Source organism: Psychrosphaera sp. 1_MG-2023, from assembly GCF_030548245.1.
In the GTDB taxonomy this organism is placed as follows: domain Bacteria; phylum Pseudomonadota; class Gammaproteobacteria; order Enterobacterales; family Alteromonadaceae; genus Psychrosphaera; species Psychrosphaera algicola.
Map to the genome: position 1 here is coordinate 19,313 of NZ_JAUORW010000005.1, position 14,681 is coordinate 33,993.

General features: G+C 41.9%; 10 protein-coding genes. 3 read left to right on the top strand and 7 right to left on the bottom strand.

Annotation, left to right across the window (positions count from 1 at the left end; all coding sequences use genetic code 11):
• Positions 1-208 precede the first annotated feature (208 nt).
• Positions 209-3,442, bottom strand: a complete 3,234-nt coding sequence (locus Q4575_RS05670; protein ID WP_303521663.1) for an efflux RND transporter permease subunit — start codon at positions 3,440-3,442, stop codon at positions 209-211.
• Positions 3,443-3,451: 9 nt separating this feature from the next.
• Complete coding sequence (locus Q4575_RS05675) at positions 3,452-4,483, bottom strand: efflux RND transporter periplasmic adaptor subunit (protein ID WP_215964591.1); 1,032 nt, start codon at positions 4,481-4,483, stop codon at positions 3,452-3,454.
• A 292-nt stretch (positions 4,484-4,775) separates the two neighbouring features.
• On the opposite strand from Q4575_RS05675, the gene Q4575_RS05680 reads away from it, so the two are divergent.
• From Q4575_RS05680 to Q4575_RS05690, 3 genes are all read left to right on the top strand, one after another.
• Positions 4,776-5,939 (top strand): porin, encoded by a 1,164-nt coding sequence (locus Q4575_RS05680; protein ID WP_303521664.1) that lies wholly within the window; start codon positions 4,776-4,778, stop codon positions 5,937-5,939.
• 11 nt (positions 5,940-5,950) lie between these two features.
• Positions 5,951-6,370, top strand: a complete 420-nt coding sequence (locus tag Q4575_RS05685) for a phosphate ABC transporter substrate-binding protein (RefSeq protein WP_215964589.1) — start codon at positions 5,951-5,953, stop codon at positions 6,368-6,370.
• Between the two features lie 150 nt (positions 6,371-6,520).
• Positions 6,521-7,792: an APC family permease gene (locus Q4575_RS05690; protein WP_303521665.1), complete on the top strand. Its 1,272-nt coding sequence runs from the start codon at positions 6,521-6,523 to the stop codon at positions 7,790-7,792.
• A gap of 71 nt (positions 7,793-7,863) precedes the next feature.
• Here Q4575_RS05690 and ilvA read toward each other — a convergent pair whose 3' ends face one another.
• The 5 genes from ilvA to ilvG form a co-directional block, all read right to left on the bottom strand.
• Complete coding sequence (ilvA, locus tag Q4575_RS05695; protein ID WP_303521666.1) at positions 7,864-9,417, bottom strand: threonine ammonia-lyase, biosynthetic; 1,554 nt, start codon at positions 9,415-9,417, stop codon at positions 7,864-7,866.
• A 35-nt stretch (positions 9,418-9,452) separates the two neighbouring features.
• Positions 9,453-11,306, bottom strand: coding sequence for a dihydroxy-acid dehydratase (ilvD, locus tag Q4575_RS05700; RefSeq protein ID WP_303521667.1), 1,854 nt, complete (start codon positions 11,304-11,306; stop codon positions 9,453-9,455).
• Between the two features lie 179 nt (positions 11,307-11,485).
• Complete coding sequence (locus Q4575_RS05705; protein WP_215964586.1) at positions 11,486-12,418, bottom strand: branched-chain amino acid transaminase; 933 nt, start codon at positions 12,416-12,418, stop codon at positions 11,486-11,488.
• Between the two features lie 11 nt (positions 12,419-12,429).
• Entirely contained in the window at positions 12,430-12,780 is a 351-nt protein-coding gene (locus tag Q4575_RS05710; protein ID WP_215964585.1) for an ACT domain-containing protein, read from the bottom strand.
• Positions 12,781-12,792: 12 nt separating this feature from the next.
• Positions 12,793-14,496, bottom strand: a complete 1,704-nt coding sequence (gene ilvG, locus Q4575_RS05715) for an acetolactate synthase 2 catalytic subunit (RefSeq protein ID WP_303521669.1) — start codon at positions 14,494-14,496, stop codon at positions 12,793-12,795.
• Positions 14,497-14,681 lie beyond the last annotated feature (185 nt).

Here is a 14,681-nt window from a genome sequence, read left to right on the forward strand (position 1 = left end):
AATGTCATTGATATAAACCATCGCTTTGTCTCATCTTAATAGTCGATGCAAGTTTGCAGATAGTTTTAATTTATTTAATTTTTTTTGCAAAAGGTGAGGATTGGGATAACTGCATGAGAATAAACAGAGGGAAGCACGAGTAACTTCCCTCTGTAGTCCATGAATCTCGCTCATCATTCATATATTGAGCGTTTGATAGTTTGCGGTCTTAAACGGCGTGTTTTTTTAACGCATTTCGGTAATAGGCAACCGGAATAACGATTAACGTTAATATCGACGATACAGCGATACCAAAAATCAATGATACAGCTAACCCTTTAAAAATCGGATCCGATACGATAAACGTTGCACCAATCATCGCCGCAAGTGCGGTTAATATAATTGGTCGTGCGCGCATTTGAGCTGACATAATTACCGCTTGTTGCAGGGCCACTCCCTGTTCAATTTGAGACTCAATAAAGTCCACCAGCAAAATAGAATTCCGAACAATAATACCAGCAAGGGCTATCATGCCGATCATTGATGGCGCTGTAAATTTTGCCGCCATTAACCAGTGCCCTGGGAAAATACCAATAACTGTTAGCGGAATGGGTGCCATGATAATTAATGGCATCATATAATTTTTGAACTGCGCGACGATGAGCAAGTATATAAGTACCAAACCGACAGAATACGCGATTCCCATATCCCTAAACGTTTCATAGGTAATTTTCCATTCACCATCCCACTTGATCGCTTCGCGATAGGCTTGCTGTGGTGCTTGGGTGTATAGCCAATTAGTTTCACCATTTTGCTCATCAAAGTTTGCCTGCGCTGCAAACATACCGTAAAGCGGGCTGTCTGTTTCTCCAGCCATATCCGCTACAACATAAATCACGGGACGCATATCTTTGTGGTAAATAGCGCCTTCGTCGTTCACTTCGACAAGCTCGATGAATTCACCGATAACAACACTTTCACCATTTGGCAGTTGAATTTTAGTATTCAGCCAGCGATCGCGGTCTGTTTGATAACTATCACCCGTTGACACAATAATTGGAATTGCCGTAATCCCTGGTTGGTCATGCAAATACGCCACAGGTTGTTCTGTTAGAAGAAGGCCTAGTACTGATTGTATTTGCTGTTTTGTAATACCAAAATACTGAGCTTTAGAATTATCGACTACTATCTTTAATCTGACATGCGGTGCGGCAATACTCGTATCCGTATCGACAATTTCAGGTGTATTGGCTAAAACTCGTTCTAACTTAGTCGCCGTTTCACGTCGACGCTCTGCGTCTGGTCCGTAAACTTCAGCAACCAACGGGGCTAATGTTGGAGGCCCAGAAGGTTGTTCAACAATTTTAATATTTGCACCAAGCTTTGTCGCTATTGGTAACAAAGTGGTTCGCAATAATTTTGCAATATCATGACTGCCCAAATCTCGTTGGCCTTTATCAAGAATATTGATATTAATTTCACCTAAATGCGGTTGTTGGCGAAGATAATATTGACGCACTAAACCATTAAAATCGATAGGCGCGTTCACACCGGCATATAACTGAAAATCAACCACCACTGGCGCCTTTCTTAATGGATCTGACAGTTGTTGCAGTGCACTTAAGGTATCTTCCAGCGTTGTGCCTTCCGGCATATCAACAACGACGGACAAACTTGATTTGTTGTCAAACGGCAACATTTTTAATAATACTTGGCCTCCGACTGGTAAAATCATCACCACAAACATCAAGCTCACTATGCCGACAAATAGCAACCATTGGTTGCGCAACGCGCGTTTATGGCTAACAAATAGCGACAAAATGTTGGAGGCGAATAAACCAATTCGATCATGTTCTTCATGTCCGCTTGCTTTATGTTCTTCCGAAGTTTCTTCACTATCTGGGATTGCATCGTCACTAGGCGCGTCAGATTTAAACCAACGCAGTGCGAGCCAAGGCGTAATGGTGAATGCGATAATAAGCGATAACAACATTCCTGTACTGGCATTAATTGGAATAGGACTCATATAAGGGCCCATTAAACCAGACACAAACGCCATAGGTATAAGCGCAGCCATAACTGTAAATGTTGCTAAGATCGTAGAGCTACCGACTTCGTCAATGGCTTTTGGAATGAGCACCTTTAAAGGTTCCATGGGGAACAATTGTTGACGTCGATGTATGTTTTCAATAACAACAATGGCGTCGTCGACTAAGATCCCGATAGAAAATATGAGAGCAAACAGGGATATTCGATTAAGTGTAAAGCCCCACACCCAAGATGAAAATAAAGTAATTAATAATGTTAGACCAACCGCAACGCCTACAATTAACGCAGCTCGTTTCCCTAAGGTTAAAAAGACTAAAACAACCACCGCTAAGGTCGCAAATAATAGCTTTTGAATTAGCTTATTGGCTTTTTGCTGTGCGGTAAAGCCACTATTTCGCGACACATTTACTGTAACGCTGTCTGGGATAATACGACCTTTTAAATCCTCTATTGTGAGCAAGACCGCATTGGCCACATCTATTGCATTTTCACCTTCTTGCTTGGCGATACTAATGCTAACCGCGGTATTGAGTTGGTTAACATCCGTTGAACCACCACCGTACCCAAACTGTACATATTGATTGGGTTTACCAACCGTTAAACTCACCGATGCAATGTCTTTAAGTAATACCAGATGACCATCTAGTTGACTCACCACTAAACCGGCGACGTCATCTACATGATTAAAATGCTGACCTAACTCAACCTGCACTTGTCTCGCGTCTGTCTGAATTGGGATCAATCCCTGACGGCCAGAAAATTGTTGTATTGCCGCAATTACCGTAGATATATCTATTTGGTGCCCCGCCGCTTTTACCGGGTCAAAAACCACTTTTACGACTGACGAGCTACCACCACTGACTTTAATATTGCGACTGCCTGGCACACGCTGCAAGACTTGAGCGACAGTATTGGCAATATGCCCTAGGTCATTTTGATTGGTTGTTAAATCATTACTAAATAAGGTTAATGACAAAATCGGGACGTCATTTATGCCACGGGCTCTTACTACTGGCGAATTAATATTAAGTGAAGCAGGCCAATGTAACTCGGTCATCACTTGATTCCATGACTTAACCAACGCTTCTTGGCGTTTAATACCGACTTTAAATTGTACGGTAATCACAGCATTGTCTGCCATAGATGTGCTATATACGTGGTCAACACCAGCGATCTGCGCCATCGCGTTTTCAGCTTTTGTAGAAATGAGCGTTTCAACTTCACGCGCACTGTATCCGGGTGCCGATAGATAAACGTCGACCATAGTGACATCAATTTGAGGATCTTCTTCTTTTGGCGTAATGAGTATCGCCACAACCCCTAAGATCACAATTAACAATGCGACGATAGGTGTTATTGGATTATTTTGTGCTAATTTTGCAACTCGGCCTGAAATGCCCATTTTGTCTTTCATGTTGTCCTCCTACTGACCAGACAAATTGGTTTTCTGCAGTGGCGCAGACAAGGCAGATGAGCCATTTGTTGCAACAATATCGCCGGTAACTAATCCAGAAATCACTTCTAGTTTTCCATCATGATTTTTGCCAACTCTTATTTGACGAAGAGTAAAGCCGTTAGACTGCTTAACAAACACCGCTACGAGATCCCCTTGATAAACAACAGAAGAGGAAGGAATCGTGATCATTTTTTTTGGCCCGATATCCACGCCAACTTTGATAAAACTACCAGGTCTCATCGAAAATTCTTGCTTACTGATATTGGCGCGAACCAAAACAGTATGGTTATATTTGTTGGCGCTCGGGGCAATTATAGGATCACTAAGCGCTATCCAAGACTTGTTTGCTTGCTGAACCCAAATTTGCTTACTGTCTTCAATGTATTCAATTAACCGCTGTGGCACTTGCGCAACAACTCGGTTTTGGTCGATAGAAAAACCTGTCAACAATGGCGAACCGACTAATGCCGTTTCACCGGCTTCAATATGCCGAGCAACAACTACTCCAGAATAAGGCGCAATGATTTTGGTGTAAGACAATCTCAAGTTTGATTCGTCGACTTGAGCTTGATAAAACTGTAATTGACCAAACGCTTTGTCCTTGTTGGCCTGTGCTGCAGTCAATGCACTCTCACTTACAAAGCTGCTGTCTTTTAGATCTTGCAACCGCTTTAGTTCTGATTGTGCTTGAATTAATGCAGCTTCAGCTATGTTAACACCGGCAACAGCCTGTGCTAAGTTGGCTCGAATTTCAGTATCATCTAATTCGACAAGCAAGGTGTTTTCCGCAACATAATCGTCAACGTCAACATGAATCGCAGTGACTTTAGCGTTTACTAATGCCTTAATTGTTGACTGATTAATTGCTTCAATGGACCCATCCACCATTTGTAAATTAGGAACCGTTATCTCAGCGACCAGTGATGTTTGGATCTCCGTAGCCCATGTCGAATGACTTAATAAAATCCAAACTAACCCTAACGACGTTAATACTTTCATTGCAAACCTCAGCTCTGTAAATCCACATTAATGACAGTAAATATCATTAACGCATAATAAATTTAGACTATACCAACCATTATATTAGATTTTACTAATATAACAAGTAGGAAAATACCTAATCACCCAGATGGAACTGACTCCCAGTTAAACTATAGCCCTAAAAAATAACAGCCACTTAACAATTTCGATCTAATTTCTTGAATAATAATAAATAGTAGTCTTGACTTAATTAGGCACAGATAGATTGTCTGTTGGCCATTAGCTAACTATTAACATTAGGTAACTAATAATGAATAACACTGTAAAATTTATAACGGCGACTGCATTGGCGATAAGTTCACTATCCAGTCAGGCAGAAGTGCGAATTAACGGCTTTGCTTCTATTGTTGCAGGTACATCCATGGACGAGGACAAATCTTTATATGGTTACGATGATACATTGTCATTTAAGCCTGAAAGTCTATTTGCACTGCAAGTCTCATCAGATTTAGGTGACGGACTCTCAGCGACATCTCAAATTATTGCTCGTGGAGAAAACGACTATGATGCAACATTTGAATGGGCGTATTTTAGTTACGCAATTTCAGATTCTACCCAATTAAGTGTTGGACGAATGCGGATCCCATTTTATCGTTATTCTGACTATCTTGATGTAGGTTATGCCTACACTTGGGTTCGTCCACCAAAAAGTGTTTATAACTTAACGTTTTCTACCTATGACGGAGCAAGCTTGCTCTATACCAGCACGATGGGAGAGTGGGATTCTAGCTTACAATTAATTGTTGGGTCTTTTGAAGGCAGCGTGAATGTTTTAAGTGATGACGACCCTGCAAAGCTTAGTAATATGTATGGTATTAACTGGACGGTTGGCAACTATTGGTTGACCGCTAGGGCCGTTTATATGCAGGCAGATGCTTCAATAAGCTTTGTTAACGATCCGGACCCAACTCAGCAGTTAAACCAATTTGTTGGATTGCTCGGGGCGATTGGTGCAACCGATGCAGCCAATGGCCTTTTAATTGAAGAAGATGATGGTTCCTTTTTGGGAATAGGCGTATCTATCGATTATGAAAACTTCTTGATAGATTCAGAATTTACCCGAGTAGAAGTTGAAGACACGCTTATCGCAACACAAAATCAATATTACATTTCTTTTGCTTATCGGTTTGATGAATGGACTCCGTATATCTCATTTGAACACCGTAAAGATGAAAATGATGATGACTACAGTGCCGGATTGCCCACCGACCTAAACCTAGGTGGTGGTCCAATAGACGTGCGAGCTGCGTATCAAGCAACATTAATAAGCCAAGAAACAGAAAATGATGTTTTTTCAGTGGGTGCTCGTTATAACTTCCACCCTTCCGCCGCATTAAAGTTTGATTATACCAAAAGAGAGAGACAAACTTCTGATGCGAGTGTCTTGTCTGTCGGTTTAGACTTAGTCTTTTAGGAGTAATTAGCATGAAAAAATTATTAAAATTATCCATTGCTTGTTTTGCTCTGCTTGCATCAACCGCAAGTTTCGCTGAAATAGCTGTTATTGTGCATCCATCTAATAATGCAGAACTTGACTCAAATGCGATCTCCAGATTGTTCTTAGGGAAATTAAAATCCTTTCCCGGTGGCGACCAAGCTGTTCCGATAAATTTGAGTGAATCGAGTGCACAGACCAAGGAGTTTAATAAAAATGTGCTTAAGAAATCCGGTAGCCAATTAAAAGCCTACTGGTCAAAATTGGTTTTTACCGGTAAAGGCACACCTCCTAAAGCTTTGAATAGTGACGCTGAAGTTATCGGACTCGTAAGCTCGAATCCCAATATCATTGGTTATATCGACGCGGCATCAGTAACCGGTGACGTTAAAGTGATAGCTAAGTTTTAAACGTGTTTCATTCCTGTATTAAAAGGCACTCATCGAGTGCCTTTTATTTTTCTGAAAAAGATTATTTACAGTTTGCTGATAACCAATGTCAGCGAAATATTGCAATTAAAACAGTTAGTTTGTTAGTTTAGCTAAAAACGGGAACATTCATTGGCTACACTTTCAACTCAATCCATAACTAAGATAGGTGTCGCAGCGATTGCGATTAATGGCCTCATAGGTGCCGGGATCTTTGCATTGCCCGCCGCGGCAGCCAATCAACTGGCCTACTTTAGTCCATGGATGTTCTTATTATGTGGCATAGCTATTTTTCCGATAGTTGCCTGTTTTGCTATTTTATCTAGTGCTTTCGACCAAACCGGTGGTCCTGTTTTATACAGCACTAAAGCCTTTGGTCCTTTTGTTGGGTTTCAAACAGGCTGGCTATTATATTTAGGTCGTGTCAGTGCCCTTGCGGCCAACGGACACGCTCTAGTGCTTTATTTATCACTTTATTTTCCCGTATTACAAACACCAGAAATTGCGTCAATTGGAGTTTGTTTACTCATTGTCCTATTAGCAACGATCAATATTCTTGGTATCAAAAATGCCATGACGTCGATTTATCTAGTCACTTTGGCCAAACTCCTACCCATTGCGCTTTTTGTTTTATTTGGCGTCACTTATATAAATGCCGAACAATTGTTTTCCGCACCTCCGCCGCAACTTGATCAATTTCCAACGTCAATGTTATTACTCGTTTACGCTTTTATCGGATTTGAAGGTGCGATAATTCCGGCAAAAGAAGCAAAAAACCCGAAAGCCGATATGCCAAAGGCGTTGCTGCTTACCCTCATCGCCACAACTGTGTTGTATTTTTTTATTCAGGCAATTGTCGTCAGTACGTTACCAACCCCCATCGCGACCAATGCGCCACTTGTTACAAGTGCCAATGTGATAACCGAATCTTTAGGCATAACGTCATTTGGTCTTGTTATTGCGTTCACGGCAATAGTTTCTATTTTTGGTAATTTACTTGCCTTAATGTTAGCCGCACCCAGAATGACCTACGCATTAGCTGAAAACAATCAGTTACCCCAGTGGTTTCTGTCGACCCATAAACGATATTTAACCCCCATAAATTCAATTTACTTTCTAGCGGGGTTTGCCATGATTTTAGCCATTACAAAAGGCTTTGTTTGGTTGGCAATTTTTAGCTCTCTGGCTCGACTGATAGGTTATTTAGTGTGCGTACTTGCCGTACCCAAACTACATAAAAAGATGCAACTGCCATTGTCACAATGGGTTATTTTTCTGATATCCAGTAGCGGTATTTTGGTTTGTGTTTGGTTGATAGCGCAGGCGAGCCTACAATCTTGGTTGTATACTTTAGGGTTTATTCTTTTGGGGTCGATATTTTATCGGGTAGCTAGGGTAACGTAAGTGTATTTGGCAAATAAAATGGGATGCGAACATCCCTTTTTATTCTAATAGGTAATTCTAAAAGGCACCCACTATTTGTTTTTCAAAAACAGTTTTATGCTTGGATTATCTGATTCATCTTTCCAATTAAACCCAACAGCATCTAAATGCCCTTGCAACTCAGCAGCATCATCTTCTAAAGCTTCAAACCCTGCTAAAACTTGACCAAAAGCCGCACCATGGTTGCGATAATGGAACATAGTGATATTCCACTTTTGACCTAACATTGTTAGGAATTTCGACAAGGCTCCTGGGTATTCTGGAAACTCGAAACTATAAATCTTTTCATTGATTTTTTGAGTTGGCTTGCCACCCACCATATGACGGATATGGAGTTTGGCTAACTCATTATCAGTGAGATCGACAACCTGATAATCCTTATTAATTAAGCTCTGAATTAACACAGGTAAATCTGTACTCATATCTGACATTTTAACACCGACAAAAATCTCAGCTGAGCTGGTATCATGATATCGATAGTTAAATTCAGTAATCGCTTTACCGCCCAACGCGTCACAGAATTCTATAAACGCGCCTTTACGTTCAGGTATGGTCACCGCAAGTACCGCTTCTTTTTTCTCGCCAAGCTCGGTGCGTTCGGCAACATAACGTAATTTGTCAAAATTGAGATTTGCTCCAGACAATATACAACTGAGTCGTTTGCCTTTTATGCCTGTCGTTTTAACGTACTTTTTAAGGCCCGCCAAACTTAACGCACCGGCAGGTTCTGCAACCGCTCGTACGTCATCAAACAAGTCTTTAATCGCTGCACATATTTCGTCTGAATTTACGGTAACCACTTCGTCACAGTACTGCTGAGCAAGCTCAAAGGTATGCGTTCCAATTAATTTCACTGCAACGCCATCTGCAAATAAATCCACTTGACCTAAATCAACAGGTTTACCCGCTTCTAGTGCCGCTTTTAAACAGGCCGCCCCTTCTGGCTCAACCCCAATAACTTTGATCTCAGGTTTGAGCTGCTTGATGTACACCGCCATACCAGCCAATAGACCGCCGCCACCAACCGGAATAAAAACCACATCCAAGTCACGGATTTGCTGTAACAATTCCTTTGCAACCGTACCTTGACCCACAATGACTTCTTTATCGTCAAACGGGTGGATATAACTCAAGCCTTTGTCCGAGGCTAGTGTTAAGGCGAAATTATTCGCTTCATCAAAGCTTTTCCCCTTAAGAACAACGTTCGCACCGTGGCTACGAACCGCATTGACCTTAATGTCCGGTGTCGTTTCCGGCATTACAATAGTCGCCACAACACCCAAGGTCTTTGCTGATAAGGCAAGTCCTTGGGCATGATTACCAGCTGAGGCCGCCACAACACCTAATGCTTGTTTTTCTTTTGATAGACCAACAAGTTTGTTAAATGCGCCACGTAACTTAAATGAATGTACGGGTTGTTCATCTTCCCGCTTAACAAATACTGAATTCTCTAGACGAGTAGACAGTATGCTTAATCGGTCAACACTCGTTTGCACAGCTATGTCATAAATTGGTGCCAACAAAATATCACGTACGTAACCCTGTGCGATTTTCAGTTTATTTAGTTGGTCTGTAGGTGACATCATTTTTCTCGCTAATGTAAATTAATTGTTTTGAATTATTAATAGTTATCCAATAACTCTCTATTACGTACCGCGCCTTTATCAGCACTTGTTGCCAACATTGCGTAATTTTTCAGTGCATAACTAATTGGACGAACACGATTAACTGGTTTCCAAGCGCCCTTGCCTTTGGCTTCCATCGCTGTACGACGAGCTTCAAGTTCTGCATCAGATACTTTTAGGGTAATTTCTCGGGTAGGAATATCGATATGAATAATATCGCCTTGTTCAACGAGTCCAATGACACCACCACTTCCAGCTTCAGGTGATACGTGACCAATTGATAAACCAGATGTGCCTCCAGAAAAACGACCATCCGTTAATAATGCACACGCTTTACCTAAGCCCATCGATTTCAAATAAGTCGTAGGGTACAACATTTCCTGCATACCTGGACCGCCTTTAGGGCCTTCGTAACGTATTACGACGACTTCACCAGCCACAACTTTACCTTCTAAGATGCCGGCAACCGCTTCGTCTTGGCTTTCAAAAATATGCGCAGGACCGGTAAATACTAAATTCTCATCAGCTACGCCGGCAGTTTTTACTACACAACCATCCACCGCGATATTACCAGAAAGAACCGCTAACCCACCTTCTGTAGAAAAGGCGTTTTCAATACTGCGAATACAGCCATTTTCGCGGTCTTCGTCTAATGTATCCCAACGACAATCTTGGCTAAACGCTTTTGTGGTACGGATACCCGCTGGACCGGCGCGATAGAATTTTTTAACGTCTTCATCGTCAGTGATTTTAATATCATATTTTGAAATAACGTCAGCAAGCGAAGTTCCTAAAACATTTGGTACGTCTGTTTTTAGCAAACCTGCACGTGATAACTCACCTAAAATGGCAATAACACCACCGGCGCGATGGACGTCTTCCATATGATACTCAGGTGTAGACGGCGCGACTTTACATAGCTGCGGCACAATACGAGACAATTTATCCATATCTTCCATAGTGTAATCAACACCCGCTTCCTGCGCCGTAGCTAAAAGATGCAAAATAGTATTTGTTGAACCACCCATCGCAATATCTAAACACATCGCATTAGAAAATGAATCTTTGTTAGCGATATTACGCGGTAATGCAGACTCATCGTCATCTTGATAATAACGTTTCGTTAACTCAACAATTTGTTTACCTGCTTTTAAGAATAATTGTTCACGATCAGCGTGTGTTGCCAACATAGAACCATTACCCGGTAACGCTAAACCAAGCGCTTCGGCTAGACAGTTCATTGAGTTTGCGGTGAACATACCAGAACATGAACCACACGTAGGGCAAGCAGAACGTTCTACTTGATCCGACTGGTCGTTAGACACTTTTGGATCAGCCCCTTGGATCATAGCGTCAACTAAATCCAGTTTGATAATTTGATCTGAAAGCTTCGTTTTACCCGCTTCCATTGGTCCGCCAGAAACAAAAATAACTGGTATGTTTATGCGCATGGCCGCCATTAACATACCCGGAGTAATTTTGTCACAGTTGGAAATACACACCATAGCGTCAGCGCAATGGGCGTTAACCATGTATTCAACAGAGTCAGCTATTAAGTCACGTGACGGCAAGCTATATAACATACCGCTATGACCCATCGCGATACCATCATCGACTGCGATAGTATTAAATTCTTTTGCGACACCACCAGCTTCTTCGATTGCACCGGCGACAAGCTGCCCCATATCTTTTAAATGCACGTGGCCAGGTACAAACTGAGTGAACGAATTAACAACTGCAATGATAGGTTTACCAAAATCACCATCTGTCATCCCCGTCGCGCGCCATAACGCACGAGCACCTGCCATATTGCGACCTTGAGTGGATGTTGCCGAGCGTAACTTAGGCATGTGTATTTTCCTTTTATCTATTTCTTAAAACGCAAAAAGCTTCTGCGCTTTTTGCATTGAACAATTCAATCAAAAACAACAGAAGCTTTTAGCTATCTTTCTAAAGACGTGTAACGGCTAATTATCCACATGGTATCGGTCGACATTTGTTTCGACCGAAACTGCAGAGCAATTCGCTATTATTTAACTGGTGTTAACCAGCCCCACTTATCTTCTGTTGTACCATTAAACAAACCAAAAAAAGCTTCTTGAATTTGTTTTGTAATCGGTCCACGTTTACCACTGCCGACTTCGATACCGTCAACACTGCGTACTGGCGTAACTTCCGCAGCAGTACCACACATCAATACTTCATCAGCTAGGTATAATGCTTCACGTGGAATATTTTGTTCGCGGACGACATAACCCAGCTCTTTTAAAAGCTTGATGATCGTGTCGCGAGTCAGACCTGGCAAAATTGCTGCTGTAATTGGCGTTGTTGTTACAACACCGTCACGTATAACAAATAGGTTTTCACCAGCGCCTTCAGATACATATCCATGCACATCTAACGCAATACCTTCACCGTAGCCATGGCGACGAGCTTCCATCGAAATTAGCTGTGAAGATAAATAATTACCACCGGCTTTTGCACCAGTAGGCATAGTATTCGCGGCAAGACGATTCCAGCTTGAAACGCCAGCGTCAACGCCATTTTCAAGTGCTTCTTCACCTAAGTAAGCGCCCCATTCCATTGCCGCAACAATGACGTCTGCTTCAGTGTTAAAAGGAACCGCTAAACCGAGGCCAATCTCACCATAAAATGCCGCTGGGCGTAGGTAAGCCGATTTAAAACCATTTTGAACAACAACGTCTTTTTGTGCTTGATTAAGCTCTTCCATCGTATGAGGAATCGTCATGCGATAAATTTTTGCTGAATCAAATAAACGACGTGTGTGATCTTCTAAACGGAAGATACATGTGCCTTTATCTGGCGTATCGTATGCACGAACACCTTCAAATACAGAAGAACCATAATGAATAGCGTGACTTAATACGTGTACTTTTGCGTCTGCAAAAGGAATAAGTTTACCGTTGAACCAAATTTTTTCAGCTGATGATGACAATGCCATTGTTGTTTCCTCTATGCGCCTTCCGCGGCATAAGAGCCCGGTTGGGTGGTTTTTGCAGGGCTAAACTTTGTAGATAGCCCGAATTCTAATAAAGACGCCAATTTTGCCTGATCTGCAGTTAAATAACACTGTTGAACCTCAATCAAAGCTTCAAAGCTTTTTTGTAAAGTTGTCAGCTTTCCTTGACCCTTCACGACTAAGTGGACTTCAGTCTCATTGGCACTTAAATCATTTGAAGCCATGCTAACGACATTAAAACCGCGATATCTTAATGTTTGTAACAAACGCTCTAATAACAAACTAGACTGAACACAGACCAAACTGATATGAGCTACGGGTGTGTTGTGATTTGACATGGTCATAATATTCTCCTGTTAACTCGTTTGTTGACTGTGATCTATCATATCTTGGTTGGCCGCGCCAGGCGGTACTAATGGCCATACATTGTCGCCTGCATCAATTTTGACATGCAAAAAGTATGGGCCATCATGCTGGACTAACGTCTCTAACGCTCCGGCGACTTCACTTTGTTTTGTAATTGTTTGACCTGGAATATCAAATGCTTTTGCCAACATGACAAATTCTGGATTATCCGACAGATCAGTTTCACTTAAACGTTGGTCAAAAAACAATTCTTGCCATTGTTTAACCATGCCCAATTTAGCATTGTCGATAAGTAAAACTTTTACCCCAAGGTTAAAACGCTTGATGGTACCTAATTCTTGAATATTCATCATTATCGAGCCATCGCCACATACCGCAATAACTTGGTCGTTTGGACGAGCGACTTTTGCGCCTACCGCTGCAGGTAAGCCAAAGCCCATTGTACCAGCTCCACCAGAACTTAAGTGGTTTTTAGTACTCGCGAAGCTCATATGTTGTGCCACCCACATTTGGTGCTGACCAACATCACAAGTAACAACTGAGGCAGGTGTTAATTTATCGCTTAATTGCTTAAGTAACGACGGCGCGTAAATCCCATCATGCGGGAAATCGTAACGCCATTGATGGTCTTCAGCCAACTGCGTACATGTATCACGCCACGACTGCCAAGACTGTTGTTGCTCGGCGCTTAAAACAGTAAGCTCTTTATGTAATAACGACATAGCCGTTTTGAGGTTACAATTGATGGCCAATTCTACCTGGCGTAATTTATTTATTTCTGAATTGTCGATGTCGATATGCAAAACTTTTGCATTTGGAGCAAAACTCGCTAAGCGACCTGTCACCCGGTCATCAAAACGCGCGCCCAATGCGATTAGTAAATCACAATCTTGTACCGCTAAGTTGGCACCCGCATTCCCGTGCATTCCTAGCATTCCCAATGAGTAAGCATATTCAGGTTCAACAGAGCCTAAACCTTTTAGTGTAGAAACGGCTGGCAACTGAGTCGTACGTAACACTTGATTCAATTCGTCTGTTACACCCGCTAAGTCAACCCCACCACCGATATAGAATATTGGTTTCTGAGCTTTTAAGATAAGTTGCTTAGCTTGTTCAAACTGTTCAGAACGAGCTGTCTGTTCAGGTTGTCTAGGTAACACTAATGAACGTTGCTTAACGATAGTGTTCATCTGAACATCTTTTGGGATGTCGATTAACACGGGACCTGGACGTCCTTCATTTGCAATTATAAAGGCTTGGCGAATCGTATCTTCTAATTCAGATTGATCCATAACTTGGAAGCTATGTTTACAACTTGCTACCGAAAGGCCAAAAACATCAACTTCTTGGAATGCATTAGTGCCCATTAGTGGACGAGGAACCTGTCCGGTAATTGCCACTACAGGAACTGAGTCTAATTTTGCATCGGCTAAAGCGGTAATTAGATTCGTTGCGCCTGGACCTGAGGTTGCAATGCATACACCGGTTTTTCCGGTACTACGTGCAAAACCCACTGCGGCAAAACCAGCGCCTTGTTCATGTCGGCATAAATAGTGTTTAACGGGAGAACCACGTTCGAGACTGCGGAAGAGTGCGTCATAGACCGGCATAATGGTACCACCTGGATATCCAAATACTTCAGTCGCCCCTAAATCGTATAGGGTGTCTATGATTAAATCTGCACCTGTTTTCATCTTGTTTCCTACCGTTTCTCTGACGAGGGTTAATCCGGTTTAGTTCAAGGCTTTAGTAACAAAAAACCCCGAACATTAAGCCGGGGTCTAATATGAGATATTTAATTTACGCTCATAACAAACCCCGACGCGGTAAAATGACCACGACGACGTTAATAATGAGAATAACTAAATTAAATTTCATG